Origin of the sequence: Sinosporangium siamense (assembly GCF_016863435.1) — a bacterium.
Classification (GTDB): domain Bacteria; phylum Actinomycetota; class Actinomycetes; order Streptosporangiales; family Streptosporangiaceae; genus Sinosporangium; species Sinosporangium siamense.
The window spans coordinates 140,542-167,178 of sequence record NZ_BOOW01000006.1 but is presented as its reverse complement, the minus strand read 5'-3'; the positions used below and the strand labels follow the sequence as shown (position 1 = coordinate 167,178).

The 26,637-nt window shown below is 70.0% G+C and carries 20 protein-coding genes; 2 read left to right on the top strand and 18 right to left on the bottom strand.

Annotated features, from left to right (window positions below; all coding sequences use genetic code 11):
- Positions 1 to 312: 312 nt before the first annotated feature.
- A complete protein-coding gene (gene ileS / locus Ssi02_RS02715) occupies positions 313 to 3,474 on the top strand; it encodes an isoleucine--tRNA ligase (RefSeq protein WP_204020691.1) in 3,162 nt (1,053 codons plus the stop codon).
- Between the two features lie 129 nt (positions 3,475 to 3,603).
- A complete protein-coding gene (locus tag Ssi02_RS02710) occupies positions 3,604 to 4,098 on the top strand; it encodes a hypothetical protein (protein WP_204020689.1) in 495 nt (164 codons plus the stop codon).
- Positions 4,099 to 4,263: 165 nt separating this feature from the next.
- Here the strand turns inward: Ssi02_RS02710 and Ssi02_RS02705 are convergent, their stop codons facing one another.
- From Ssi02_RS02705 to mraZ, 18 genes are all read right to left on the bottom strand, one after another.
- Positions 4,264 to 5,637 carry a hypothetical protein gene (locus tag Ssi02_RS02705; RefSeq protein WP_204020687.1) on the bottom strand — a complete coding sequence of 458 codons (1,374 nt, stop codon included), beginning with the start codon at positions 5,635 to 5,637 and terminating at the stop codon, positions 4,264 to 4,266.
- A gap of 158 nt (positions 5,638 to 5,795) precedes the next feature.
- On the bottom strand, positions 5,796 to 6,752 hold the full coding sequence (locus Ssi02_RS02700) for a DivIVA domain-containing protein (RefSeq protein ID WP_204020685.1): 957 nt from the start codon (positions 6,750 to 6,752) through the stop codon (positions 5,796 to 5,798).
- 49 nt (positions 6,753 to 6,801) lie between these two features.
- On the bottom strand, positions 6,802 to 7,089 hold the full coding sequence (locus tag Ssi02_RS02695) for a YggT family protein (protein ID WP_204020683.1): 288 nt from the start codon (positions 7,087 to 7,089) through the stop codon (positions 6,802 to 6,804).
- A gap of 82 nt (positions 7,090 to 7,171) precedes the next feature.
- Positions 7,172 to 7,678 (bottom strand): cell division protein SepF, encoded by a 507-nt coding sequence (locus Ssi02_RS02690; RefSeq protein ID WP_204020681.1) that lies wholly within the window; start codon positions 7,676 to 7,678, stop codon positions 7,172 to 7,174.
- A 116-nt stretch (positions 7,679 to 7,794) separates the two neighbouring features.
- Positions 7,795 to 8,499, bottom strand: a complete 705-nt coding sequence (locus tag Ssi02_RS02685; protein ID WP_204020679.1) for a YggS family pyridoxal phosphate-dependent enzyme — start codon at positions 8,497 to 8,499, stop codon at positions 7,795 to 7,797.
- Positions 8,500 to 8,576: 77 nt separating this feature from the next.
- Positions 8,577 to 10,097, bottom strand: coding sequence for a cell division protein FtsZ (ftsZ, locus tag Ssi02_RS02680; RefSeq protein WP_204020677.1), 1,521 nt, complete (start codon positions 10,095 to 10,097; stop codon positions 8,577 to 8,579).
- Positions 10,098 to 10,382: 285 nt separating this feature from the next.
- On the bottom strand, positions 10,383 to 11,045 hold the full coding sequence (locus Ssi02_RS02675; protein ID WP_204020675.1) for a cell division protein FtsQ/DivIB: 663 nt from the start codon (positions 11,043 to 11,045) through the stop codon (positions 10,383 to 10,385).
- A gap of 125 nt (positions 11,046 to 11,170) precedes the next feature.
- The gene (murC, locus tag Ssi02_RS02670) at positions 11,171 to 12,610 is read right to left on the bottom strand and encodes a UDP-N-acetylmuramate--L-alanine ligase (protein WP_204020673.1); all 1,440 of its coding nucleotides are present in this window, start codon (positions 12,608 to 12,610) and stop codon (positions 11,171 to 11,173) included.
- Positions 12,607 to 13,698 carry an undecaprenyldiphospho-muramoylpentapeptide beta-N-acetylglucosaminyltransferase gene (gene murG / locus Ssi02_RS02665; RefSeq protein ID WP_204020671.1) on the bottom strand — a complete coding sequence of 364 codons (1,092 nt, stop codon included), beginning with the start codon at positions 13,696 to 13,698 and terminating at the stop codon, positions 12,607 to 12,609. The genes murC and murG overlap by 4 nt, the downstream gene beginning before the upstream one ends.
- A complete protein-coding gene (gene ftsW, locus Ssi02_RS02660; RefSeq protein WP_307825575.1) occupies positions 13,616 to 15,040 on the bottom strand; it encodes a putative lipid II flippase FtsW in 1,425 nt (474 codons plus the stop codon). The genes murG and ftsW overlap by 83 nt, the downstream gene beginning before the upstream one ends.
- Entirely contained in the window at positions 15,037 to 16,422 is a 1,386-nt protein-coding gene (gene murD / locus Ssi02_RS02655; protein ID WP_204020669.1) for a UDP-N-acetylmuramoyl-L-alanine--D-glutamate ligase, read from the bottom strand. The genes ftsW and murD overlap by 4 nt, the downstream gene beginning before the upstream one ends.
- Complete coding sequence (mraY, locus tag Ssi02_RS02650; RefSeq protein ID WP_204020667.1) at positions 16,419 to 17,477, bottom strand: phospho-N-acetylmuramoyl-pentapeptide-transferase; 1,059 nt, start codon at positions 17,475 to 17,477, stop codon at positions 16,419 to 16,421. Before mraY ends, murD begins: the two co-directional genes overlap by 4 nt.
- On the bottom strand, positions 17,474 to 18,856 hold the full coding sequence (locus Ssi02_RS02645; RefSeq protein ID WP_204020665.1) for a UDP-N-acetylmuramoyl-tripeptide--D-alanyl-D-alanine ligase: 1,383 nt from the start codon (positions 18,854 to 18,856) through the stop codon (positions 17,474 to 17,476). Before Ssi02_RS02645 ends, mraY begins: the two co-directional genes overlap by 4 nt.
- On the bottom strand, positions 18,853 to 20,382 hold the full coding sequence (locus tag Ssi02_RS02640; RefSeq protein WP_204021394.1) for a UDP-N-acetylmuramoyl-L-alanyl-D-glutamate--2,6-diaminopimelate ligase: 1,530 nt from the start codon (positions 20,380 to 20,382) through the stop codon (positions 18,853 to 18,855). Before Ssi02_RS02640 ends, Ssi02_RS02645 begins: the two co-directional genes overlap by 4 nt.
- Positions 20,383 to 20,422: 40 nt before the next feature.
- Positions 20,423 to 22,153, bottom strand: a complete 1,731-nt coding sequence (locus Ssi02_RS40140) for a peptidoglycan D,D-transpeptidase FtsI family protein (protein WP_446692631.1) — start codon at positions 22,151 to 22,153, stop codon at positions 20,423 to 20,425.
- A 1,262-nt stretch (positions 22,154 to 23,415) separates the two neighbouring features.
- Positions 23,416 to 24,180: a cell division protein FtsL gene (ftsL, locus tag Ssi02_RS02630; protein ID WP_204020663.1), complete on the bottom strand. Its 765-nt coding sequence runs from the start codon at positions 24,178 to 24,180 to the stop codon at positions 23,416 to 23,418.
- Complete coding sequence (gene rsmH / locus Ssi02_RS02625) at positions 24,167 to 25,102, bottom strand: 16S rRNA (cytosine(1402)-N(4))-methyltransferase RsmH (RefSeq protein WP_204021392.1); 936 nt, start codon at positions 25,100 to 25,102, stop codon at positions 24,167 to 24,169. The genes ftsL and rsmH overlap by 14 nt, the downstream gene beginning before the upstream one ends.
- Before the next feature lie 712 nt (positions 25,103 to 25,814).
- The gene (gene mraZ / locus Ssi02_RS02620; RefSeq protein ID WP_204020661.1) at positions 25,815 to 26,246 is read right to left on the bottom strand and encodes a division/cell wall cluster transcriptional repressor MraZ; all 432 of its coding nucleotides are present in this window, start codon (positions 26,244 to 26,246) and stop codon (positions 25,815 to 25,817) included.
- Between the last annotated feature and the right edge of the window lie 391 nt (positions 26,247 to 26,637).

Below are 26,637 nucleotides of genomic sequence, written 5' to 3'. Positions count from 1 at the left end.
CTACGGGTGCGTTATCGTGTAAAGCTGCAAGGCGTTGATGGGGACGAGTAGGCCCTGTGCCGCCCGCATGAGCGACCCGGGGACGGTGCGAGCCCGGGGCGGAGGCCGGGCCGAAGATCACCCCGGAGCCGCCGGAAGAAAGGCCTGCCCGTCCAGGCCCGGTAGACCCGGCAGCACACCCCAAACAAGAGGGCGTCACAGGCCACATCCGCACCTTTGACGCCAAGGAGGGTGGTACCGCGGGGCCGGTCCGGTCTCGTCCCTCCACGCGAAAAGTCGGTTTGAGCTTTCGGCGTGGAGGTCCCGCCCGCGATGTCTTCCCATTACTTCTCCCAGCTCCCCGCCTCGGTCGATCTGCCCGCCATGGAGCGGGAGATGCTCGACCGCTGGCGCGAGGGCAAGGTCTTCGAGCGTTCGATGGACCAGAACGCCGGCGGCCCGTCGTGGGTCTTCTACGAGGGCCCCCCGACCGCCAACGGCCTGCCGGGCGTGCACCACGTCGAGGCCCGGGTGTTCAAGGACCTCTTCCCGCGCTACAAGTCCATGCGGGGCTACCACGTGCCGCGCCGGGCCGGGTGGGACTGCCACGGGCTGCCCGTCGAGGTCGCCGTGGAAAAGGAGCTCGGCCTGTCGGGCAAGCCCGAGATCGAGGCGTACGGCATCGCCGAGTTCAACCAGCGCTGCCGCGAGTCGGTCCTGCGCCACGTGGACGCGTTCGAGGAGATGACCGAGCGCATGGGCTACTGGGTGGACACCACCCAGGCCTACCGCACGATGGACCCCGCCTACGTCGAGTCCGTCTGGTGGTCGCTCAAGGTCATCTGGGACAAGGGCCTGCTCTTCCGCGACTTCCGGATCACCCCCTACTGCCCCCGCTGCGGCACCGGCCTGTCCGACCACGAGCTCGGCCAGCCCGGCGGCTACGAGACGGTGACCAGCCCGTCGGTCTACGTGCGCATGCCGGTGACCGAGGGCCGCCTCTCCGGCGTCGACCTGCTCATCTGGACCACCACCCCATGGACGCTGGTGTCCAACACGGCTGTCGCCGTACACCCCGAGGTGACCTACGTCGTCGCCGAGAAGGACGGCGAGAGGCCGGTCGTCGTGGCCGAGCCGCTGCTCGGCGCCGCGCTCGGCGAGGGCTGGTCCGTGCGTGAGCGGGTGCCGGGCACCGAGCTTGAGCACACGCCCTACTCGCGGCCGTTCGAGCTCGTCGACATCCCGGGCGCGCACTATGTCGTGCTGGCCGACTATGTGACGGTCGAGGACGGCACCGGCCTCGTCCACCAGGCCCCCGCCTTCGGCGCGGACGACATGATGGTCTGCAAGAAGTACGGCATGCCGGTCGTCAACCCGATCGGCCCCGACGGGCGTTTCCTCGCCGAGGTGCCGCTCGTCGGCGGCGTCTTCTTCAAGGAGGCCGACGAGACCCTCACCGCCGACCTTCGCGAGCGCGGGCTGCTGTTCCGCGGCGACCACTTCGAGCACAGCTACCCCCACTGCTGGCGGTGCCACACCGCGCTGCTCTACTACGCGCTCCCCGCGTGGTACATCCGGACCACCGCGATCAAGGAGCGGCTGTTCGCCGAGAACGAGAAGACCAACTGGCACCCCGAGACGATCAAGCACGGCCGCTATGGCGAGTGGCTGCGCAACAACGTCGACTGGTCGCTCTCCCGCTCGCGATACTGGGGCACGCCGCTCCCGCTGTGGGTGTGCTCGGCCGACGAGAGCCACGTGACCTGCGTCGGCTCGCTCAAGGAACTCGGCGAGCTGGCCGGGACCGACCTCACCGGGCTCGACCCGCACCGGCCCTTCGTCGACGACATCGCCTTCGCCTGCCCCGACTGCGGCGAGCAGGCCCACCGTGTGCCCGACGTGATCGACGTCTGGTATGACTCGGGGGCCATGCCGTTCGCCCAGTGGGGCGCGCCGCACATCAACAAGGACGAGTTCGAGCAGGCCTACCCCGGGCAGTTCATCTGCGAGGCCATCGACCAGACCCGCGGCTGGTTCTACTCGATGATGGCGGTCGGCACACTCGTCTTCGACCGCTCCTCCTACGAGAACGTCCTGTGCCTCGGCCTCATCCTCGCCGAGGACGGGCGCAAGATGAGCAAGCACCTCGGCAACGTCCTGCGGCCCATCCCGCTGATGGACGAGCACGGCGCCGACGCCCTGCGGTGGTTCATGACCGTCTCCGGCTCCCCCTGGGCGCCCCGGCGCGTCGGCCACCACATGCTGGAGGAGATCGTCAGGAAGGTCCTGCTGACCTACTGGAACACCACCTCCTTCTTCACCCTCTATGCCAACGCCGAGTCCTGGACGCCCGACAAGCTGGCCGAGGCGCCCGCCCCGGCCGACCGCCCGCTGATCGACCGGTGGGCCCTCGCCGAGCTCCACCGCACCGTGGCCGAGGTCACCGCCTCCCTGGACGAGTTCGACAGCGCGCGTGCCGGGCGGCGCATCACCGAGTTCCTCGACGACCTCTCCAACTGGTATGTCCGACGTTCCCGCCGCCGCTTCTGGTCCGGTGAGACGTCGGCCTTCGCCACGCTCTACGAGTGCCTCACGACGGTCAGCAAGCTGATGGCGCCGATCGTGCCGTTCCTCACCGACTATGTGTGGGGTGTGCTGCGCGCCGCCGACGCCCCTGCCTCGGTGCACCTCGCCACCTGGCCCGAGACACGGCATGAGCTGCTCGACACCGCCCTCTCCGAGCAGATGGCCCTCGTCCGCCGCCTTGTGGAGCTCGGCCGCTCGGCCCGCGCCGCCGGTGGCGTCAAGACGCGTCAGCCCCTCGGCCGCGCCCTCGTCGGCGCGCCCGGCTGGGCCGCGCTTCCCGCCACCCTGCGGGAGCTGATCGCCGACGAGCTCAACGTGCAGACGCTTGAGAACCTGTCCGGATTCTCCGCCGACCTGGTCTCCTTCACCGTCAAGCCCAACTTCCGGGCCCTCGGCAAACGCTTCGGCTCGCAGACCAAGTCGGTCGCCGCCGCCGTCGCCGCCGCCGACCCCACCGACCTGGCCGGCCGACTCCGCGCCGGCGGGCCGGTCACCCTGTCCGCCGACGGCCTCGGCGAGGTCGAAATCACCCTCGACGACGTCATCATCACCGAGCAGCCCAAGTCGGGCTGGGCGGTCGAGACCGGGGCGATCGACACGGGCACCGGGGAGACGGTCGCCCTCGACCTCGCCATCACCCCCGAGCTGCGCCGCGCCGGGCTCGCCCGCGAGGTGATCCGCCTCGTCCAGGAGTCACGCAAGGCGACGGGGCTGTCCATCACCGACAGGATCGACCTCCAGTGGTCGACGCAGGACCAGGAACTGGCCACCGCACTTCGCGACCAGTCCGGCCTCATCGCCACCGAGGTCCTCGCCGACGTCATCGCCGAGTCGGCCGGACTCGACGAGATCACCCACCACGACCCCGACCTCGGCCTGACCTTCCGGCTCCGCCGTACACCGGCCTGACGTGTGCCAGGGGCTGGGCCCGGCGCTTTCCGCCCAGCCCCTGGTTGCCGCCGTCGGCTGCACCGAAGACCGCAGTAGACTGCAGGCCTGCTAACGGTTCCGGCGATTTGCCAAGGGAGCATCGCATTCATGTGGGCAGCACGCTTCGAATCAGCCTTGAAGAGCATGCTCAGCAGCGATGGCCACCCAACGGTCAAAAGGGTTCAAACTTTCAAAGAAGCCGGATTTCGCAGCAAACCATTCGGAGTGGATCTGGAGTTCGTCACCGGCGGCAGGGTGCTGCTCCAGATCGTGCGCGCCTCACCTCCCGGCGGCGACGACTTCAGCCAAGACGAGCGAGTCGTTGAGGGCGACATTCTGCCCGGCGTTCCCCGCCCGGATCTGTCCCCGGCCGGCAGCAGGCTCCTGACCAGGGATGTCAAGTCCTATCTCACCGCACTGATCACCAACAGCGGCAACTCGGAGATCCGAAGCGTCAAGCCATTCGGCGGCAAGCCCGAAAACCTCGGCATAGACGTCGAGTTCCACAATGGCGCGCACTGCTATGTGCACTTTCTCTACACTCTCCAGAATGGGAGAGATATTGGATCCCACCCAGAGTTCATCGCTTTGGAGGCAGTCTAAGGGCAAATGCCCTGAATGCGGCGGAAGAGTCAGCTCCGACCCAACAGCGCCAACCCAGGGGAAACGACCCCGATTCACCAGAGAAAACCTGCGGCCGCATAGCCAAAACCCCCGGCACCTTCACGGTCCGGGGGTTCCTTTTGTTCAGTGGCTCACGCCGATATGTCACACATCCAGGCAGACCACACATTTCGTGAGGCCCGCTCTCTCGGCGTCGGCGCGGGTCGTCGATTCCAGGCCGATGTCGTCCATGGCCCGGATGAGCGGGCAGTCGGCGGCGTGGAAGCGGTGGGTGCCGACGATCACCTTGACGGGGTCGGAGGGGCGGCCCTGTGCGGACGCCACAGGGTCCGACTCGCCCGTATTGGGCAACATATCTAGACCGGGGGCGGATGAGGCTTCAGCGTAGCTTTCAGCGGCCGAGGAGGGGTCCTGCTGGCCCGCCCCCGGGCTCTTGCTGGCGAACCAGCCGCCGGTGGATCTGGACGTAGCCGGAGGGATCGAAATAGGAGCGGCAAAGCGCCCCACAGCCGGCGGCTCAGGTCTGCCTGCGCCCGGCGGGAAGGTCTCGGCCCCCGAGAGCCGGGAGTCTGCCGGGACGTCGGAGCCGGGGCGGCCTGTGGAGTCGGTGGAGCGGTGGAGACCCGCTGAGGGGCCGGTGGGGCCTGAGGGACCGGAAGACCCTGGAGAACCGGAGGGGCCGGAGGAAGGCGTGGAGGCCGAAGGGCCGGAGGAAGCCACGGAACCGGCGGCCTCTGGAGGAGCCGCATAGCTGGGCGAGTCAGGGAAACCAGGTCTGTCAGGGAAACCGGGCGAATCAAGGGGTCCCCGCGAATCCACGGATCCACTGCTGGGGAACGCGGCCCCGGAGGGGGCGGAGGCCGTCGGCTGAGACTCCGTCGCACCCGGCTGCCCGAGGGAGTGGAACGCGGCCTCTGCGGGCTGGTCCGGCTCGGCGCTGGGCGGGGTCTGCAGACCGCCGAGGGCGGCATCGGGCAGGCAGGTGGTGCAGGGCGTGAAGCCCTCTTCCCTTGCCTCCTCGTAAGTGAGCTGCTCAAGCTGTTTGCCGAGCAGCTGGCGGCAACCCGCCACGTGATATCTCTTGCGCCCTGGCACGACCAGGACGATGGCGTCCGGGGAGATCCCGGACGGCGCGGGCCTTCCGAGTGGCCCGGCCGAGGGATAGGGGTGGGAGTGGGTGCGTGCGATCGTCGCGGTCTGGCCGGGGGCTGTGCCCACCATCGGAGCTGTGGCCGCCGACGCCGTCGTCGGCGCGCCCATGTAGCCACCCGCGTGTGCGTGAGCCTGGACCATCGGCGCCTGAGCCCCCGGTGAGGGCGTCACCGGAGCCTGGGCACCGGCTCGCCCACCGCCGGGAAACAACTTGTGACGCCAGAGCAGTGCCGCGATCACGAGGAACACGGCGGAGAGCACGCTGAGCACGATCGACCACATGACCAGGAAGACCTTGCCCAGCACGATGCCCGCGATCAACAACACGATTGCCGCGAGCACCAGTCCAGCGCTGACGAGAATCACAGGGGAACTCCCACTTGGCGGGCCGAAGCGGGTTCGACCCGGATGAGCCTTCTCCATCCGTCAAGCGAGCCGGAAGTGGAAACGCGCCCTGTTGAGGGAAGGGCGAGTTTGTGTCCGGAGGGATCGTTTAGCTCGCGAGGGGATGAAGGCGGCTCGTGCTAACGGCGGTCGTTGTGCGGGCCGTCGGCGGTCTGGAAGGCACCCTGGTGCTGCACGGGCTCACCGCCGAAAGGCGCGGGCCCGCCGGGGATGGCCTGCTGACCGCCGGGTCCGTGGGGCATGGGCTGAGGCCCGCTCATCTGACCGCCGCCCATCTGGGGTGCGGCACCCATCTGGCCGGGGCCGAGCTGTCCGGGGCCGAGGGGAGCGGCGCCCATCGGCGGGCCGGTCATCGGTCCGGAACCCACGATCGGGAACGGCTCGCTGGTCTCGGCCGCGACGTTGAGGTTGGCCAGCTGGTCTTCGAAGTAGAGCTTCAACCTGCTGCGGTATTCACGCTCTATGCTGCGCAGCTCCTCGACCTTGCGCTCAAGCTCGTCGCGGTTCTGCACGAGCGTGCCCATGGCCTGGCGGTGGCGCTCCTGGGCGTCGCGCTCGAGCGTGCTCGCGCGGGCGCGCGCGTCGCCGATGACCTGCTCGGCCTGGCGGCGGGCCTTGCTCAGGATCTCGTCCGCCTCACGGCGGGCGCGGGTCACGGTCTCGTCGGCCTCGCGGCGCGCGTCGGCGATCGCCTGGTCGGCGGTCTGCTGCGCGAGCGCGAGCACCCGGGCCGCGGTGTCCATGTTGTCCTCGGCCGGGGGCATGCTCATGACCGGGACGGGCTGGGGCGGGGGCACCGGCTCGGGGGCCTTCATCGGCTCCGGCTGGGGGATCATCATCTCGGGCTTGGGCTCGGCGATGGGCGCGGGGGCCATCGCCATGCCCATGCCACCGGGCACCTTGCCGCGCAAGCACTCGGTCAGCTTGGCGCGGAGCTCCTCGTTTTCCTGAATGAGTCGGTCGAGCTCGGCTTCCACCTCATCGAGGAATGCGTCGACCTCCTCCTCGTCGTAACCCGGTCGCAACCGGGTGGTACTGAACTGCTTGTTCCGCACATCAGCGGGCGTCAGCGGCATTTCGGTCTCCTTGGCGCGCTTGGAATCTGTCCGGAGGGACGGTACCCGATTAGTGAAGCGCGGACACGAGTGTGATCATGACCAACACCACAATGAAGAGCACTGTGAAGCTTAGGTCAAAGGCCACCGTACCCAACCTGAGCGGCGGAATAAAACGGCGTAGGAACTTGAGAGGTGGGTCCGTCATCGTGTATGTGGCCTCCGCCAAAACCAGCACGAGCCCGGTGGGCCGCCACTGGCGAGCGAACGCCTGGACCGTCTCAAAGATCATTCTGCCGATCAGCAGGAGCAGATAGATGGTGAGGGCGAAGACCAGAATGCTCTCAATGATCGCCATGACCCCGCCTCGCCTCCGTCCCGTTCCGCCGGCCAAGGTCCGGTGGGGACCAGTCCGGCCAGTCAGTCTTCATGGTGGCACTCTAGCTCTGGTTGAAGAACCCGCGTTCCGCGATTCGGGCCTTGTCCTCGGCAGTCACCTCGACATTGGCAGGGGACAACAGGAATACCTTGTTGGTAACACGTTCGATGCTGCCGTGTAGGCCAAAGATGAGACCTGCCGCGAAATCGACAAGTCTCTTGGCGTCGGAGTCGACCATCTCGGTAAGGTTCATGATGACCGGGGTGCCGTCCCGGAAGTGCTCGCCGATGGTGCGCGCCTCGTTGTATGTCCGGGGGTGCAGCGTGGTGATCCGCGCCAGGTCGGTCGTGCGACGCTCGACGACGCGGTCCGCCGGTCTCGGCGCGGGCACACCCGAGTCGGTGTCGTCCTCGCGCTCATGGGCGTCCGCCACCTGCTCCCCACCGGTGCGGCGACGTTCGTCGTAATCGTCGTAGTCGTCGTCCTGGTAAGCCTCGTATCTCTCGTAGCGGTCGTCCTCCACCAGACCGAGGTAGACCGCCATCTTGCGCATCGCGCCGCCGGCCATTGCTACGTCATCCTCCGTGGTCGGTTGAAGGCCGGTGGCAGCCGTCCCCCCTCGCAGCTCACCACTGTGCGCCCTCTACTCCAGATTCGCGGACACCAGGCCCACTTGAGGGGACATTACCTGACGAAGGGCCTCCTGCGGCCGAGCAACGCCGTACCGATCCGCAGGTGTGTCGCACCATTGGCGACCGCCTCGTTCAGGTCGCCGCTCATGCCCGCCGAGACGATCCGCGCCTCGGCCCATCGACCGCGTACGGCCTGCGCCAACTCGGCCAATTTCGTGAACGACTTGCCCGCGTCACCGCCCAGCGGGGCCACCGCCATCAGCCCGCCGAACCGCAGCCCCTCGGCCGCCACCACCTCTTCGGCCAAGGCGAACACCTCGGCCGGGCGGACCCCGCCGCGCGAGGGGTCGTCGTCGAGCGCGACCTGGATGAGGCACCCGAGCTCCCGCCCGGCCGCCACCGCCGCCCGGCTCAGCGTGGTCACGAGACGGGAGCGGTCCACCGAGTGCACAAGATCGGCGTACGACGCCACCGACTTGGCCTTGTTCGTTTGCAATTGACCAATGAAATGCCAGTTCAGCGGGAGATCGTGGCACTCTTGGGCTTTCGCGGCGGCTTCCTGGTCGCGGTTCTCACCGACGTCGGTGATGCCCAGCTCGGCGAGCACACGGACATCGGAGGCCGGGTAGGTCTTGGTGACCGCGATCAAGGTGATCTCGTCACGTGAGCGCCCCGACGCCCGGCAGGCATCCGCGATGCGCTCCTCTACCTCGGCCAACCCGGCCGCGATCTCGTCGTATCTAGTCAGATTTGTCACTCTTTAGCCGCCTACTGTGCAGTGAACCCGGTGCCGGATCCGGCGGCTCTATCGTGCCTTCTCGCAGGAGAAGGCCCTCACGCGCCCCCGACGGAAGGCGGCTGCTGCTTGAGGAACTCGGGGACGTCGAGATCCTCCTCTTGGTCCTCGAAGACGACGCGCGGACGCCGGCCCATGTCACCCAAGCGCGTGATCGGCGTCGGCGGGTTGGCCGGCTCGGGAGTCGAGCGCGGGTTCGGGACCGGGGTCGGCGGCTCATCGCCCAGCAACGGCGAACCGGCCGACGGGCCCCCCATGGAGGAACCCGAGGCCGAGCCCATCGAACCTCCCTGACCGCCCGATGTGGCGGGGAAGTCCGCGGAGACGGGGGCCGGATGCGGCGGAGCCGGGGCGGGAGACGGCGGGGGCGCGGCCTCGGCGGGCGGCGGCGGAGGAGGCGGCACGGAGGCCGGCGGCATGCTCGGCACGGGCCGCACCGGGGGCGGCGAGACCGAGGCGTTCCCGAGCGGGTTGCCCCGGGACTCGGCCTTGACCGCCGGCGCCGTCGGCGGCTTGGGCGAGGAGGTGAGCCCGGCCGACGGCGGCGGAGTCGCCGCGGCCTGGCGCTGCTGGCGTGACCCCGGCGGCGGAAGCTGCGGCTTCTCCTCCGTGTGCGGCTCGTCGAAGCCGGCCGCGATGACCGTCACCCTGACCTCGTCGCCAAGGGCGTCGTCGATGACCGTGCCGAAGATGATGTTGGCGTCGATGGCCGCGGCGCTGGACACGAGCTGGGCGGCCTCGTTGATCTCGAAGAGGCCGAGGTCGGAACCGCCGGCGATCGACAGCAGCACACCGTGGGCGCCGTCGATGCTCGCCTCCAGCAGCGGGCTCGACACGGCCATCTCGGCCGCCGCCACCGACCGGTCGTCGCCCCTGGCGTGGCCGATGCCCATCAGGGCCGACCCGGCGCCGGACATGACCGACTTGACGTCGGCGAAGTCGAGGTTGATCAGACCGGGGGTCGTGATGAGGTCGGTGATGCCCTGGACACCGGACAGCAGCACCTGGTCGGCCGCCTTGAAGGCGTCGAGCACGCTCACCTGCCGGTCGGAGATCGACAGCAGCCGGTCGTTGGGGATCACGATGAGGGTGTCGACCTCGTCGCGCAAAGTCTCTATTCCGGCCTCGGCCTGCATGGCCCGGCGGCGCCCCTCGAAGCTGAACGGCCTCGTCACAACGCCGATCGTGAGCGCGCCGAGCGAGCGCGCGATGTTGGCGACCACCGGCGCGCCGCCGGTGCCCGTGCCACCGCCCTCGCCCGCCGTCACGAAGACCATGTCGGCCCCCTTGAGGACCTCCTCGATCTCCTCACGGTGATCCTCGGCCGCCTTGCGCCCGACCTCGGGGTTGGCCCCCGCGCCCAAGCCGCGCGTGAGCTCCCGGCCCACGTCGAGCTTGACGTCGGCGTCACTCATCAGCAGCGCCTGGGCGTCGGTGTTGATGGCGATGAACTCGACGCCCTTGAGTCCCTCCTCGATCATCCGGTTGACGGCGTTCACTCCGCCGCCGCCAATGCCGACGACTTTGATGACCGCGAGGTAGTTCTGCGGTGCTGCCACGACGAGGGGCCTTTCCGCTCGTTGACTTGCCATTTCGTGTGGTATGGCGAGATCCGATACCACAATTGCTAAACTCTCATCCTCAAGTTGAGATTTAGATTTATGTCAACCTGAGGATTGATACGGACAGTAGGGTTACGCACCACCCGGGTCAACTAAGCGCGCCGCAAGCGCGCCCGGCGTGTCGCGCCCTGTCCCTTTCGCACGCCACCCTACTTTCCCTCTCTACCGACCTTCTCACCTGACCGCCACCGAACCCGCCGACTTGACCGCGAGCACACCGATTCATTTGACCGTTACCACATCGGGCGTGCTCACGTCATAGACGTCGTACGGTTTGCGCAACAACCCAGTGATCACGCGCACCTTCTCGGCCGCGCGATCGGCGCCGCCGAAGACCACCTCGCGACCGTCGTTCAACATGAGCGAGACACTCTCGGCCGACGGCGCCCGCACCTCCCGGACCGTGCGCCCCAAAGTCTCGGGCAACGCCCTGATCACGGCCAATGCCGCCGCAGTGGCCGGATCGCCCGGCTTCGGCTGCGACACCTTGAGCACGGGCATCCTGGGCGGAGCCGCCGGCACCACTTGCATCACGACACCGTGCCGGTCGACGAGGGCGAAGGCTCCGCCGTACGGCAGAGCCGCGACGGGCCGCCGCTCCACGACGCGGACCTTGAGCGTGCCGGGCCAGTTGCGGTCGATCCGCGCGGACTCGAGCTGCTTGATCGACAACACCCGGCGCTCGACGTCGGCGAGGTCGACCGTCGCCAGCGGCTCGCGGTCGGCGACCCCGACGGCCTTGCGGATGAGCTCCGTAGGAATTGTGACATTTCCCACTATCTGCACCTCACGCACGCCTAGGACCGGCGAGAAGAACACCAGCCAGGCCGCCGATCCCACCACGCCCGCGGTCAGCAGAGCGATGAACGCCGTGCGCGCCCTCATGCGGCACCTCCCCCGATCGGCGGGCCCTCGGAGCGCCCCCGCCGGACGCCCACCGACAGCGTCTCACCCGGCATGCCGCACAAGCGCGCTCGGACTCGCCCGATCGATGAAGAACTCCCAAGGTCTCAGCGGCCGGACAGCTCCGCCACGATGTGCGGGCCGAGCTCGGTGACGTCGCCCGCCCCCATCGTGAGCACGATGTCACCGGGCCGCGCCCGCTCGGCCACAAGGGCCGGCACCGCGGCGCGGTCGGGCGCATAGGCGATGCTCTCCGGTGGGAGCGGCACCCTCCCTGCGACCATCGCCCCCGAGACTCCCGGCTCGGGGTCCTCACGCGCGCCGTAGACGTCCAAGACGATGGCCTCGTCGGCCAGGCCGAGGGCGGCGCCGAGCTCATCGGCGAAGAACCTCGTGCGCGAGTAGAGATGCGGCTGGAAGACGGCGATCACCCGGCCCGAGCCGGAGAAGGAGGCCACGACGTCGCGCGCCGCCTTGAGGTCGGCCGCGAGCTCGGTCGGATGGTGGGCGTAGCTGTCGAAGACCGCGACACCCCCCGCCTCCCCCTTGGGCTCGAAGCGGCGCTTGGCCCCCGTGAAGGCCGCGAGTCCGCCGGACACCTCGTCGAACCCCAGGTTGAGCACCGTGGCCACCGCGATGACGGCGGTGGCGTTGAGCGCGTTGTGGGCGCCCGGCACCGCGAGCCGCACCCGGCCGCCCGTCTCGGCGCCGCCGACGGAGATCGACTCGGAGAACGACACGGTGAAGGCGACGCCCATGCCGTCCGGCGTGATCTGCGAGACGCGGAAGTCGGCGCCCTCGGACTCGCCGTAGGTGCGCACCACGAGGCCCCGGGCCCGCGCGATGGGCACGAGCTCGGCGGCCCCCGGGTCGTCGGCGCACACGATCAGCGTGGACCCGATTCGCTCGACGAACCGCGCGAAGGACGCGTGCACCGCCTCAGGCTCGCCGTAGTTGTCGAGATGATCGGCCTCGACGTTGGTCACCACGGCGATGCGGGGGGCCAGCATGAGGAACGAGCCGTCGCTCTCGTCGGCCTCGGCGACGAACACCTCACCCGTCCCCTCGTCGGCGCCGAGCCCGGTGGTGACGAGCTGGCCTCCCACGCAGTAGGACGGATCGGCGCCGCACTTTTGCAGGGCGACGGTGAGCATCGAGGTGGTGGTGGTCTTGCCGTGGGTGCCGGCGATCGCCACCGCCTCGCGGCCCGCCATCACCGAGGCCAGGGCCGCGGCTCTGGGGATCACTCTGAGCCCCTGGCGCAGGGCCTCGCCGAGCTCGGGATTGGAGTCGCGGATGGCGGTGGACACCACCACGGTGTCGATGTTCTTGATGTGGGAGGCGGCGTGTCCGATGTGCACCGTCGCACCGAGGCCGCGCAGCTCCGTGAGCAGCTCGGATCCGCGTGAATCGCTTCCAGAGACGCGTGCGCCGCGCTTGAGAAGGATGCGCGCGATGCCGGACATGCCTGCGCCGCCGATGCCGACGAAGTGCACGCGGCCGAGGTCCTCGGCGTCGACCGGATCGACGGGTTTGACGAGGTTCACCGGCGGCCACCCGCCTGGGCGATGCTCAGCACGCGATGGGCGAGGTCGACGTCCGCGTCGCGGCGGCCGAGGCGCAGGGCGGCCTCCGACATCATGGCGACCCGCTCGGGGTCGCGCAGGATCGGGATGAGGTTGTGCACGATCCACTGCGGGCTCAGCTCGGCGTCCTCGACCATGAGGCCGCCGCCGCCCTCGACGACGGGGACGGCGTTGAGCCGCTGCTCGCCGTTGCCGTGGGGCAGCGGCACATATGCCGCGGGCAGTCCGACCGCCGTCAGCTCCGCGCACGTCAGCGCCCCGCTGCGGCACAGCGCGAAGTCGGCCGCGGCATAGGCGAGGTCCATGCGGTCGACATAGGGCAGCACCACATATTGGGGGTCGCCCGGTGGCGGCTCGACCTCGAGCTGGTTCTTCGGGCCGATGACGTGGAGCACCTGCACACCCGACGAGCGCAGCGCGTTGGACGAGTCGAGCGCGGCCTCGTTGATCGACTGGGCGCCCTGCGAGCCGCCGAAGACCAGCAGCGTCGGCAGGTCGGCCTCAAGCCCGAACCACGAACGGGCCTTGTCGCCCATCGACAGCCGGTCGAGCGCGACGATGTCACGCCGCAATGGGATGCCGACGCACTGGGCGTGGGGCAGCACCGTCTCCGGGTGCCCGGTGAAGACGTGCTCGGTCAACCGCGCGCCCAGGCGGTTGGCGAGGCCCGGCCGGGGGTTCGCCTCGTGGACCACGATCGGCACGCCGCGCCGCCGCGCCGCCACATAGGCGGGGGTCGCGACATAGCCCCCGAAGCCCACCAGGACATCGGCTTTCACGCGGTCGAGGATCTGAGCGGCGGTGTTGACGGCCCCGGCGAGCCGGCCGGGCACCGTCAGAAGCTGTGGCGTGAGCGTCCTTGGGAGGGGCACGGCAGGAACGAGCTCCAGCTCGTAGCCCCGGTTGGGCACCAGTCTGGTCTCAAGGCCACGCTCGGTGCCAAGACAGGTGATGCCGATGTTCGGGTCAAGATGACGCAGAGCGTCGGCCAGGGCCAGGGCCGGTTCGATGTGACCGGCCGTCCCGCCGCCGGCGAGGACCACCCTCATGTCGGTCCTTTCGATTTCCCGTGCCGTCGTTGATCGCCTTGTGGAAAACGCGGCGCAGTCGGGCCGCCGCACCACCCAGGCCAAGCCAGCTTAGAGCCCTTGCCACCGGTCCGGGGCCACGCGCCGCGAGCGCCTCGGCCGCACCGGGCTCCCGTTTCGCGAACGACAACAGCATCCCGAGTGAGGCCAGGGTGGGCAGCAGAGCCGATCCGCCGTAAGACACCAGCGGAAGCGGAATGCCCGTGACGGGCACCACCCCGATGACCGCGCCCATGTTGACCATCGCCTGCCCGGTGATCCAGGCGATCACCGCCGCGGACGCGAGCCGCACGAACGGATCTTGCGCCCGAGAGGCGACACGCAGACCGGCGTAGCCGAGAAGCCCGTAGAGCATGACCACTGCCAAGGTGCCGAAGAGCCCCAGTTCCTCGCCAAGAATGGAGAAGATGAAGTCGCTCTCCGCGTGGGGGATCCAGTTCCATTTCTGTCTGCTGCTGCCAAGCCCGAGGCCGAACCAGCCGCCCGAGCCCATCGCGATCTGCCCCTGCACCATCTGGTAGCCGGCGCCCTGGGCATCTGCCCAGGGATCGAGGAAGCCCGTGATGCGCCTCAAGCGGTAAGGCTCAACCCAGATCATGATAATCGTGGCGAGCAACACCACGCCCATGATCCCGGTGAAAAGCCGTACAGGAGCGCCGACCACCCACAGCAGGGACAGGAAGATGATCAGCAGCACGAGTGTCGTGCCGAGGTCGCGCCCGAGCATCACCATCACGCTCATGATCGCCGTGCCCGGCATCAGCGGGATCAGCAGCTGGCGCCACTCGATCCGGCCCGCGCGGGCCTTGCGCGCCAGCAGGTCGGCCCCCCAAAGCGCGAGCCCCAGCTTGGCGGGCTCCGACGGCTGGAGGTAGAACGGCCCGATGTCGATCCAGCGCTGGGCGCCGAGCTGCGATTCTCCAATGAAAATGACCATCAGCAGCCCAAGGAAGGACAGCACCATGAGCGGATAACCGGCCCACCGGAAGAACTTCTGCGGCAGCCTCGAACAGATCCACATCAGGCTCACGCCGAGAAAGGCGGAGATGGACTGCTTGAAGAACCAGTAGAACGGCGTGCCGGTTATCTGCAGCGCCTCGATGCTGGAGGCCGACAGCACCATCATGAGGCCGAGCACGAGCAGCAGCGAGGTGCACCCGAGCACGAGATAGTAGGACGTCAGCGGCCTGTTGAGCAGCTCTCGCAGATTGCCCAGCCCGCCTTCGTAGGGCCGCTCCCCGGCCTTGGCCGATCCCTCGGACTTCGAGGGCGGCGGGCCGGCCGTGGTGGTGGTCTCGCTCACGCCCCCTCCAAGCGGCGCACGGCGCGGGCGAACGCCTCCCCCCTCGCTCCATAGCCCGTGAACATGTCGAGGGACGCTCCCGCCGGGGCGAGCAGCACGGTGTCCCCAGGGGAGGCGAGCCTCGCGGCTTCTGTGACGACACGGTCCATGACACCAGTGTCTTGCCCCGGCACCTCCAGCACGGGGACATTCGGCGCGTGTCGCGCCAGAGCCTCATGGATCAACGCACGATCCGCGCCGAGCAGCACCGCGCCGCGCAACCTCGGCGCGGCGGCCCGCACCAGGTCGCCGATGTCGGCGCCCTTGAGCTGACCGCCGGCGACCCACACGATCGACTCGTAGGTCATGAGCGAGGCCGCCGCCGCGTGGGGGTTGGTGGCCTTGGAATCGTCGACGTAGTCGACCCCCGCGACCCGCGCCACGTGGGCGATGCGGTGCGGGTCGGGGACGAAGTCCTGCAGGCCCTGGCGTACGGCATGAGCCGGGACGCCGTGCGCGCGGGCCAGCGCGGCGGCGGCCAGGGCGTTGGCGACGTTGTGCGGCGCGAAGGGCCGCACGTCCGACAGCTGGGCGAGCTCCTCGGCCGTGGTCACAGGATCGGCGACGAAGGCCCGGTCGACGAGCAGATCCTCGACTACGCCGACCTGCCCGGGGCGCGGCACGTCGAGCGTGAAGCCCACCGCCCCGGGATACGGCGCGGCCAGCCGGGCCGCCCGCTCGTCGTCGGCGTTGTAGACCACGGTGCCCGCGCGTTCGAAGACGCGGCCCTTGGCCTTGGCGTATTCGTCGAGGGAGCCGTGCCAGTCGATGTGGTCGGGCGCGACGTTGAGCACGGCGGCGGCCTGCGGGGCCAGGCGGTGCGACCAGTGGAGCTGGAAGCTGGACAGCTCCACCGCCAGCACGTCGGCCCCGCCCCGCACCGCCTCGACGACCGGGTCGCCGACGTTGCCCACGGCGACCGCCCGCCGCCCCGCGGCGGCGAGGATCGACGTCAGCATGCGCACCGTGGTGGTCTTGCCGTTGGTGCCGGTGAGCACGAGCCACGGCGCCGCCTCGGCGGGGCGCAGCCGCCATGCCAGCTCGACCTCGCCGATGACCTCGACGCCGCGCTCGCGCGCCCGCACGAGCAGCGGGTGCGTGGGGCGCAGACCCGGCGAGGTGACGAGGAGCTCGGTGTCCTCGGGCAACTCGCCGCCGCCGAGCCTGACCTCGACGCCGATCTCCGCCAGCCCGGCCGCCGCGGCGCGCTGCCGCTCGCCGTCGGCGTCCTCAAGCACGACGACCCGGTCCCCGCCCGCGGCGAGAACCCGCGCCGCCGCCGCGCCGGACACCCCGGCGCCGGCCACACAGACGGTCCTGCCCTTCACCTTGTGCTCGCTCACGCGCTCGGCACCCACTCGACGTAGAACAGCGCGACGCCAAGAGCGGCGAAGAGCCCGGCGATCAGCCAGAAGCGGACCACGATGGTGGTCTCGGCCCACCCCTTCAGTTCGAAGTGGTGCTGGAGCGGGGCCATGCGGAACACCCGTTTGCCGGTCATCTTGAAGAAGCCCACCTGGATGATCACCGAGAGGGTGATCATGACGCAGAGGCCCGCCAGGATGATGAGCAGGAGCTGGGTCCTGGTGGTGAAGGCGAGACCGGCGAGCACACCGCCGAGGGCGAGGGAGCCGGTGTCACCCATGAAGATCTTGGCGGGCGGGGCGTTCCACCACAGGAAGCCGACCAGCGCGCCCAGCACCGCCGCCGCCACCACCGCGAGGTCGAGCGGGTCGCGCACCCAGTAGCAGTTGGGGTCGAGTTGCGACACGCAGCTGTTGCGGAACTGCCAGTTGCCGATCACCACGTAGGCGGCGAGCACGACGCCGGTCGCGCCGCTCGCCAGGCCGTCGAGGCCGTCGGTGAGGTTGACCGCGTTGGAGAAGCCGACGATCCAGATCAGCACCCAGATGGTGAAGACGACGATGCCGAGGGGCGGCCCGAAGTCCCTGAGGAAGGACAGGCGGTCGTCCGCCGGGGTGATCTGGTAGCTGTTGGGGAAGTTCGTCACAAGCACGGCGAAGAGCACGCCCACGATGAGCTGGCCGAACGCCTTGGCTCCACTGCGCAGGCCCAGGGAGCGCCGCTTGTAGATCTTGATGAAGTCGTCGAGGAAGCCGACCGCGCCGAGCCCGGTCATGAGCATCAGCACCAGCAGCGCCGAGGCCGTGGGCTCGGAGAAGGTCGCGAGGTGGGAGACGAAGAAGCCGATCAGGGCGGCGATGACGATGACGGTGCCGCCCATCGTCGGGGTGCCGCGCTTGCCCTGGTGGGCCTCGGGCCCCTCCTCGCGGATGCTCTGGCCGTAACCGCGCCGGGAGAACAGCCGGATCGCCAGCGGGGTGCCCAGCATCGAGAGCACCAGGGCCACCGCCGCGGCGATGAGTACGTTGGTCACGTCGAGGCACCCCCGAGCAGCCCCGCGGCGACGCGTTCCAGTCTCATGGCCCGCGGCCCCTTGATCAAGAGCACGTCGCCGGACGCCAGCCGGCCGCCGATCTCGGCGATCGCGCCCGCCGCGTCGTCGACGTGGACGATCTCGGTGGCGCCGCCCGCCGCGTGCGCCCCGGCGAGCACCGGGCCCGCGCCCGGGCCGACGACGACCAGCGCGGACAGGCCCGCGCCGCCCGCCAGGCGGCCCAGCTCCTCGTTGAGCCGGTCGCTCTCGTCGCCAAGCTCACGCAGCGCGGCGACGACCGCGAGGCGGCGTCTGCCCCCGGCGAGCGCGGTGTGCGCCTGGAAGGCCGCGCGCATCGAGTCGGGGTTGGCGTTGTAGGCGTCGTTGACGACGGTGACGCCGTCGGCCCGCTCGGTGACCTCCATGCGCCAGTGGCTGCGCGGCTCCGCCCGCGACAACTCGTCGGCGATGACGGCGACCGGGATGCCGAGCTCGTAGCCCGCCGCCGCGGCGGCGAGGGCGTTGTCCACCGCGTGCTCGCCGTACAACCGCAACCGCACCTCCGCGGCGCCCGACGGCGTGCGCAGGGTGAAGGAGGCGCGGCCGTCCTCGACCGTGACGTCCTCGGCGCGCACCGCGGCGTCGGCGGAGCGGCCGAACAGGGTGACGCGGGCGTCGGTGCGCCCGGCCATCGCCCGCACGTGCGGGTCGTCGGCGTTGAGTACGGCGATGCCGTGCGCGGGGAGCGTCTCGACAAGCTCGCCCTTGGCCTTGGCGATCGCGTCGCGTCCGCCGAAGACGCCGAGGTGGGCGGTGCCGACGTTGAGGACCACGCCGATGCGCGGCGGGGCGACGCGGGCGAGGTGGGCGATGTGCCCGATGTCGCGGGCGCTCAGCTCAAGCACCAGGAAGCGGGTGGAGGCGTCGGCCTTGAGCACCGTGAGCGGATGGCCGATCTCGTTGTTGAAGGAATTGACGGGCGCGACCGTCGGCCCCACACGGGCGGTCAGCCCCGCGAGCAGGTCTTTGGTCGAGGTTTTGCCGGCCGAACCGGTGATGCCGACCGTGGTGGCCGAGGTGAGCTCCGCGTGCACCGCGGCGGCCAGTTCGGCCAGGGCACGCGTGGTGTCCGGCACGATCACGGCGGGCGCGTCGACGGGGCGGGAGGCCAGCACCGCGACGGCACCCGTCTCCACCGCCGCGGTGGCGAAGTCGTGCCCGTCGGAACGCTCGCCCTTGATCGCCACGAACAGCGATCCGGGCCCGGCTTCCCGCGAGTCGATCACGACCGGGCCGCCCGCGATGGCGCGGGGGTCGGCCATGCCCGCCAGGGCCCCCGAGGTGACCTCGGCGATCCTGGCCAGAGGCAACGGGATCATGTGTTTTTCCTACTCTCCACACGTGCTCTGACGGCGTCGGCGACCACCTGCCGGTCGTCGAACGGGATCACCTCACCGGCGACGTATTGCCCCTGCTCGTGACCCTTGCCCGCGACGACGACCACGTCGCCGCGCTCCGCCCGGTCGACCGCCAGGGCGATGGCCGCGGCGCGGTCGGGCTCCATGATCATATGAGCCCGCCGTTCGCGCGGAACCCGCAGGGCTCCGTCCATCATCGCGGCGAGGATCGCCAGGGGGTCCTCCGAACGGGGATTGTCGCTGGTGAGAATGGCCACATCGGCCAGGCGTGCTGCGGCCTCGCCCATGAGCGGGCGCTTGCCCCGGTCACGGTCGCCGCCGCACCCGAGCACGACGGTCAACCGGCCGGTGGTGACCTCACGCAAAGAGCGCAGGACCGACTCCACCGCCCCGGGCTTGTGAGAGTAGTCCACAATCGCCTGGAACTCATCGGTGCCGGGCACTCTCTCCATGCGCCCCGGCACCCCGGTGAGCGTGCCGACCCCCGCCACGGCGGCCGGCAGCGGCACCCCCGCCTCCACCAGCGTGACGACGGCGCCGAGCGTGTTGGCGACGTTGAACAGCCCCGGCAGGGCCACCGAGACGTCGGCCTCGACGCCCCCTGGCCCGACGACCCTGAACGTGCTGCCGTCGCCGCCGAGCCGCACCCCGGCGGCCCGCCACTCGGCCTCCTCGCGGCCCTCCGCCGAGAAGGTCGTCATCGGGACCTTCGCCCGGTGCAGCAGCTCGCGCCCGTGCGGGTCGTCTATGTTGACCACGCCGCAGCGGCTGCGCTCCGGAGTGAACAGCGCCACCTTCGTCGCGAAATAGTCGTCGAGGTCGCGGTGGAAGTCGAGGTGGTCCTGCGACAGGTTGGTGAACAGCGCCACATCGTAGAACGCGCCGTCCACCCGGCCGAGCGCGAGCGCGTGGCTGGAGACCTCCATCGCCGCCGCCGTCACGCCCTCCTCGCGCATGAGGCCGAGCAGCCCGTGCAGATCGGTGGCCTCCGGCGTGGTCAGCTTGGGCACGAACCGGGTGTCGCCCACGTGGATCTCGACCCCGCCGATCAATCCCGTGCGGTGCCCCGCGGCCTTGAGACCCGCCTCCAGCAGGAACGTGGTCGTGGACTTGCCGCTCGTGCCGGTGACCCCGAGCATCAGCACGGACTCGGCGGGCCGCCCGTAGACCCAGGCCGCCACCTCGCCGAGCACGGCGCGCGGGTCGGGCACGACGAGCACGGGCAGGCCGGTCGCGGCGGCCTGCTCCTGCCCGGCGGCGTCGGTGAGCACGGCCACGGCGCCGGCGGCGAGCGCCTCGGCCGCGAACGCGCCGCCGTGGGTGGTGTTGCCGGAGAGCGCGACGTAGAGATCGCCGCGCATCACCTGCCGGGAGTCAATGGTCACTCCGGTGATCGCGCCGCGGGGCGCCCGGGAGGTGCCGGAGGGTGCTCCGAGCAGGGTTGCAAGCCCGGACAGCGGCCGGGGTGGACTGGACTTAGGTCGCATCGACGACGGGGGACGCACGGCGAGAGCGTACCTTCCCTCGTCACTCACCCGCGCGTATCCGCACCTTCGGCGGTGTCGCGCCGGTCGGAGCGATCTTGCGGTTCTTGAGGGCGAACGTGGCGACGTCCTTGAAGACCGGAGCCGCGACCTGCCCGCCGAAGTGGCCGTTGCGGGGATCCTGGATCACCGCGGAGACGACCAGCTCAGGGGCCTCCGCGGGGGTGAAGCCGACGAAAGTTGCGGTATAGCCGCAGTAACCCTGGCAGCTCGCGTCGTAGCGCATCGCCGTGCCGGTCTTGCCCCCCACGCGATAACCGGGGATCGCGGCCAGGTTGCCCGTGCCGTCCTCGCTCACCGCCGCCTCCAGCATGAGTCCGATCTCCTTGGCGGTGCGCTGGCTCACGACCCGCCGCTTCTCACCGGCCGGCGCGGGCACGAGTTCGCCCTCCGCGTCCGTGGTCCCGGCGACGATCCGCGGCGTAACACGCACGCCGCCGTTCGCGATGGTCTGATACACACTCGCCGTCTGCAGCGCGGTGACCGAGATGCCCTGCCCGTAGGCGATCGTGCAACGCTGACTGCCCGACCAGGTCTCCGGCTTCGGCAGCACGCCGCCCTCGGCCCCGGGCAACCCGCCGCCCGGCCGCTCCCCGAAGCCGAAAGCCTTCAGCATGTCGTGCAGCCCCTTGTCGCCGACCTTCTGGGCGGCGAGGATCGTGCCCACGTTGCTGGAGGTCGCCACCACACCGGAGAAGGTCAGCCGCTCCGGAGGGTGCGGATGAGCGTCCTTCAGCGTACGGTCCGCACATTGGATGCTGTCCCTGACGAGGAACTCCGTCTCGGGGCGTACGGCTCCCGCCTCCAGGGCGGCCGCCGCCGTGATGACCTTGTTGGTGCTTCCCGGCTCGAAGACCTCCGAGACCGACCGGTTCACCCAGTGCTCCTGCGGGGCCTGCTGCCACTTGTTCAGGTCGAGTTCGGGGGCGTTGGCCATGGCGAGGATGTCGCCGCTCTTGACGTCCATCACGATGACGCTGCCGCTGCGCGCGCCCACCGCCCGGACCTGGTCGGCGATGACCTTCTGCGCGGCCCACTGGAGGTCGCGGTCGATCGTCAGCCGCACGTCCCGGCCGGGCACCGGCTGCTGCCGCTTGGTGCTCGTGAGCGGGATGCGCTGCCCCTCTCGGCCCATCTCGATGGTCTGGCTGCCGTCGCGCCCGCTCAGCGTGTCGTTGAACGCCTGCTCCAGACCCGACAGGCCCTTGTCCTCGTCGCCGACGAAGCCGACAAGGCTACCGGCGAGGTTTGCACCCGGATATGTGCGACGGTATTCGTGCTTGGAACTGATGCCCTTGAACTTCCTGGCCATGATCCGCTTGGCCACCACGGGGTCCACTCCGCGGGCCAGGCGGACATAGCGCCTGTCGGTCTTCGCGAGTTTGCCGGCGATCTCCTCCTTGGGCCGGCCGAGGTCTGTCGCCAGCGCGGTGGCGATCTCGTCCCGGCCCGCAGCCGGCACGATCTGGGGGTCGGCGGAGATCTCCCGCGCCTCCACGGTGACGGCCAGCTCGTGCCCGTTCACGTCGGTGATCGAGCCACGCCGCGCGGGCAGCACCTCGGTCTGCACCCGCTGCGCCGCCGCGGCGGCCTCGTAGATCTTGGAGTCGAGGCCCTGCATCTGGACCAGCCGCCCGGCGAAGACGGACAGCACGAAGGTCATGGCGATCAGGCCGATGTTGATGCGCCGCCGCGGGTTGCCCAGCATGAGCACGTTCGGCGGGCGCATCGGAGGCCGCGGCCCCCTGCCGCCCGGCGCGGCGATCGTCTCGTCCTCCCGAGCCCGGGACCGCCGCGCCCGCTCGTCTCTCCCGGAGCCACGCTCCCCCGCACGCTTGCCCGCCGGCCTCCCGGCCTCCTCACGCCCCGCGGCCCGGCCTTCACCGCGCCCCGCGGCAGTGCCGCCCCGGCTCTCCCCGGACCGGCCGCCGCCACGTCCTTCGGCAGAGCCTCCCCGGCTCTCTCCGGACCGGCCGCCGCCACGTCCTTCGGCACGGGTGCCGGACGAGCCTGCGGCCCGGCCTTCACCACGGCCGCTCGCGCGCCCGCCGCGCGAGTCGGCAAAGTCGTCAGTGTCCCGGCCACCGGACCTGCCCCCGGCCACACGGCCGGTCGAGCGACCCTCGGCACGGCTGCTCGACGAACCCCCGGCACGGCTGCTCGCGCGCCCGCCCCGCGACTCGGCGAAATCGTCGATGTCCCGGCCACCGGACCTGCCCCCGGCCACACGGCCGGTCGAGCGACCCTCGGCACGGCTGCTCGCGCGCCCGCCCCGCGACTCGGCGAAATCGTCAGTGTCCCGGCCACCGGACTTACCGCCGGCCACACGGCCGGTCGAGCGCCCCTCGGCGGAACCGCCCCGCCGGATGCCGCCCAGGCCCTCGCCGCGACCGTTCGCGCGGTCACCGCGCCCATCGGCGGACGTGCCCGCACGGCCGCCGCCCCGGCGCTCATCCTGACCTTCGGGCCGGCCGGCGCGGGCGCCGCCGACCTTGCCCTCACCACGGCCGCTCACGCGGCCGGCGGGACGTCCCTCGGACGAGGTGCCCGACCGGCCGTCACCGCTTACGCCGGAGGGCCCGTCATCCGTGCCCCGGGCCGGCGGGCGGGTGCCCCGGGCATTGCCTCTGTCGTCCTCAGTCCCCTTGCCGCGGCCTCGCGGCGACCTGCCGCCGCTCTCGTCCTCGCCCCGGCCCGCAGGACGGCCGCCTGCCGTGCCCCGGGTGGGTCCGCCGCTCGCACGGGGGCGGTCGCCGGCGTCGTCCGTCGGCCAGCCGTCGATCCAGTCGTCCTCGCCGCCTCGGCCCTGACGGCCGTCGGTGGGGCGGGAGGACTTCGGGGGGCGGCCGGGTCCGTCGGCGCGGCCCTGCCCCCCCTGGCTTCCCGGACCGCGGCGGGAGGACCCGGGCCCTCCCGAGGGTCCGGCGCCGGAAGCGCCGCGGCCGGGGCCTTTGCCCCGGCCGCCACCGTTGTCTCTCACCGGACCGGATCCGCCTGCCGCTCGGCCGCAGGGCCCTCGGCGGGGCGTCCCGCCGTGCCCGCGTCCACTGTCCGCGGACCGCCGGCGGCCCCCGGAGCACCCGTGTTCGCTTCGCCGGTGTCAGGCGAGCCCGCCGGTGAACCCGTCGACTGGCCCGTGCCGTTCGGGGTGGTGCCGTTCGGAATGGCGTTGGTCGGGCCGGTGCCGCCGGGTGTGCCGCCCTCCGTCCCGGAGGCCGCGCTTGAGCGCTCGCGGGTGTCCACCGACCGCCCGGTCAAATTGTCCGGCCTGTCGGGGTCCACGAAGTCGGGCGACTTCCACGCGGTCCGCTCGCCCAGCCGCTCGGCCTCGGCCGCCATGTTCGCCGGCTGCTCTCTGCGCATGTTGTCCTGCTTGACCTCCTGCGCCTTGCGAAGGATGTCGTTGGTCTGCGTGCGCAGCGAGTCGGCCGCGATGGAATCCTGTGCGAGAACCATGTTGAGCAGCAGCAGGCTGACCAGACCACCACAGAGCAAACCCACCACGAGCAGCACGAACGGCGCACGCGGAGCACGCGGGACACGCTTGCTCCGGGCTCGCGCCGGGCGCTCCTCGGCGGTTGTGGGCTTAATCACCCCGTCAGAGGAACTAAGATCGTGTTCCACCCTGCGGGGCGTGCCCTTGGCGCCGCGTCCGGGAAGACCGCGCGTCGGCGTGCGCGCGGGCTTCGGCCCCCGGGTAGCGGGGCTCCGCTTGATGATCTCAAGGTCAGTCTTCGTCAACTGGCTCACGGATCCTTTCTGCTGCCCGCAACCTGGCTGAGGCCGCCCGCGGGTTGCGGGTCACCTCGGCGTCACTCGGTAGCTCAGCTCCCCTGGTAAGGAGGCGGAACGTCGGCTCATGACCTGGAAGCGGGACCGGCAGCCCTACCGGGCTGGTGTCCTTGATGCGCGCCGCGAGGGCCTGCTTGGTCAGTCGGTCCTCAAGGGAGTGGTAGGAGAGCACGACGACTCGTCCGCCCACCGCCAGCGCGTCGAGCGCCGCGGGCAGGGCGACGTCGAGCGCCGTCAACTCCGCGTTCACTTCGATGCGCAATGCCTGAAAAGTCCTCTTCGCGGGGTTTCCCCCAGTCCGTCGCTTTGCCGCTGGGATCGCCTCGCGGACAATCTCAGCAAGTCGCTTAGTCGACGTTATGGCCTCCTTGGCCCGTTCCTTGATGATTAAGCGCGCGACACGCGGAGCGGATCCTTCTTCCCCGTAATCGCGGAGGATGCGGATTAGCTCCGCAGCCGAGTAGGTATTGACCACATGCTCGGCTGTGACCTCCTGATCCGGGTCCATCCGCATGTCGAGGGGTGCGTCATAGGAGTAGGCGAATCCGCGCTCAGCCTCGTCGAGCTGCGGCGAGGAGACACCGAGGTCGAACAGCACCCCGTGCACCTTGCGCACACCCGCCTGATCCAGCACCTCGGGCAACTCGTCGGAGACGGCCCGCACCAGCGTCACACGCTCGGAGTACGGCATGAGCCTCGCGGTCGACCGCTCGATCGCGGCCGGGTCGCGGTCGATGCCTATCAGGTGCAGCGACGGATGAGCACGCAGCAGCGCCTCGGCGTGACCGCCGAGACCGAGGTTGGCGTCGACCACCACGGCGCCCTCGGCGTCGAGCGCGGGGGCGAGAAGCTCAAGCACCCGCTCCACCATCACGGGCACATGCCCGCCCGGAGCCGCGCCCTGGCCGGAGTCGCCGCCTAGCCCGGTGGCACTGTCTTTCCCGGTGGCACTGTCTTTCCCGGTGGCACTGCCTTGCCCGGCTGCGCCGTATCCCACAGAACCGTGTCCAGCGGCGCCGTTGTCCTGCACGCCGTTTCCTGCGCTGTTTTCCGCACGCATGCGAAAACCCCCCTCTCGCGCCTTGCTCGCGGATGACGCGGCGGGCGGAATAGTGAGCCGTCTGCCTGAGCCACCCACCCACTCGTTCGGCGGGTGGTGGAGCTCACACTCCTGAACCGGTCACAGGTGGCCCGCCGGCCACGGCGACCCGGCCGAACACATCTCGCTCTAACCGACCGAATGCGATGCGCCCGTGTCGCCGCGTCCGTCCACGTGGTGCCCGTCCGGGCGGTGCCCTCAAGCGGGCCCGGCCCGGCCGGGCGACGACCGTTCAAACGAATGACCGTTCAAGCGGTTGACCGTTGACACGACCATTGAACCGGTCGCATCCGCGATCTCTCGACTGGATATCGGTGTCCTGTCAAACCCCACCCAAGCCGCCCGGCCAGGTCCCCATCCGCAACCTCTTCGTAGTAGCCGGTCACCTGACACCGGGGAAGGTGCATCAGCTCACCGACAAGCGGGTGCGGGTGGAGACCTCGCCGAACGACATATTCACCGACAGGTCCACCGTGGTTGACGTTTAGAGAACCCCTGGCAGCACCTCCTCCGACAGATCGGCGAACGCCTGCTCTTGGTCGGTCAGATAGCTGTCCCAGGCCTTGGCGTCCCAGATCTCCAGCCGGGTGTTGGCCCCGATGACCACGCACTCGCGATCCAGGCCGGCATATGTGCGCAGGCCTTGAGGAATCGTGATGCGACCCTGCTTGTCGGCGACCTCGTCGGATGCACTGGCGAAGAAGACGCGGCTGTAATCCCGGACCGCCTTCGCGGTCACCGGCGCTGTCCGCAGAGCCTCGGTAATGCGTTTGAACTCCTCCACGGGAAACACGTAGAGGCAACGCTCCTGGCCTTTGGTGATCACCAGACCCTCCGCCAGCTCCTCGCGGTACTTCGCCGGCAGGAACAGCCGTCCCTTGTCGTCCAGACGCGGGTGATGAGTGCCGAGGAACATCGGCTTCACCTCCCGTGCCACATGGATCGTCAGGCGCTAGAGCCCCTGCTCTCCACTGCGCACCACCATACTCCACTTCTCCCCACCGTCAACTGATTCCAACCCTCTTCACCGCGTGTTTCCGATGCGTTTTCCCAGGTCAGCGCGGTGGGGCGGAGTGGAGGGGCGGTGGGGCGCCTGCGCGCACTGTGGGCGTGTCGAGACGGAGCAGGTCCAGGGGATCGATGGGGCCCGCCCTGGGGATCGACCCCGGAATCACTCGGGAAGCATGCCGGAAGTGAGGGAACCGAGAGACAGAGTGAGCAGTGGGATGCTTCACCCCGAATCTGGCTAAAAGTCGCCGGAGAACTCATCGGGCCGTAGTGTCAGTACACACAATGGAAAAGGAATC

Bases quoted from the DNA above. Each gene is read 5' to 3' on its own strand.
- Ssi02_RS02645 (WP_204020665.1), bottom strand. From the start codon at position 18,856: ATGATCCCGTTGCCTCTGGCCAGGATCGCCGAGGTCACCTCGGGGGCC.
- Ssi02_RS02640 (WP_204021394.1), bottom strand. From the start codon at position 20,382: ATGCGACCTAAGTCCAGTCCACCCCGGCCGCTGTCCGGGCTTGCAACC.
- Ssi02_RS02690 (WP_204020681.1), bottom strand. From the start codon at position 7,678: ATGGCCGGCGGCGCGATGCGCAAGATGGCGGTCTACCTCGGTCTGGTG.
- murG (WP_204020671.1), bottom strand. From the start codon at position 13,698: ATGAGGGTGGTCCTCGCCGGCGGCGGGACGGCCGGTCACATCGAACCG.
- rsmH (WP_204021392.1), bottom strand. From the start codon at position 25,102: ATGGTGGAGCGGGTGCTTGAGCTTCTCGCCCCCGCGCTCGACGCCGAG.
- ileS (WP_204020691.1), top strand. From the start codon at position 313: ATGTCTTCCCATTACTTCTCCCAGCTCCCCGCCTCGGTCGATCTGCCC.
- Ssi02_RS02710 (WP_204020689.1), top strand. From the start codon at position 3,604: ATGTGGGCAGCACGCTTCGAATCAGCCTTGAAGAGCATGCTCAGCAGC.
- Ssi02_RS02675 (WP_204020675.1), bottom strand. From the start codon at position 11,045: ATGAGGGCGCGCACGGCGTTCATCGCTCTGCTGACCGCGGGCGTGGTG.
- mraZ (WP_204020661.1), bottom strand. From the start codon at position 26,246: ATGTTCCTCGGCACTCATCACCCGCGTCTGGACGACAAGGGACGGCTG.
- Ssi02_RS02700 (WP_204020685.1), bottom strand. From the start codon at position 6,752: ATGCCGCTGACGCCCGCTGATGTGCGGAACAAGCAGTTCAGTACCACC.
- Ssi02_RS02695 (WP_204020683.1), bottom strand. From the start codon at position 7,089: ATGGCGATCATTGAGAGCATTCTGGTCTTCGCCCTCACCATCTATCTG.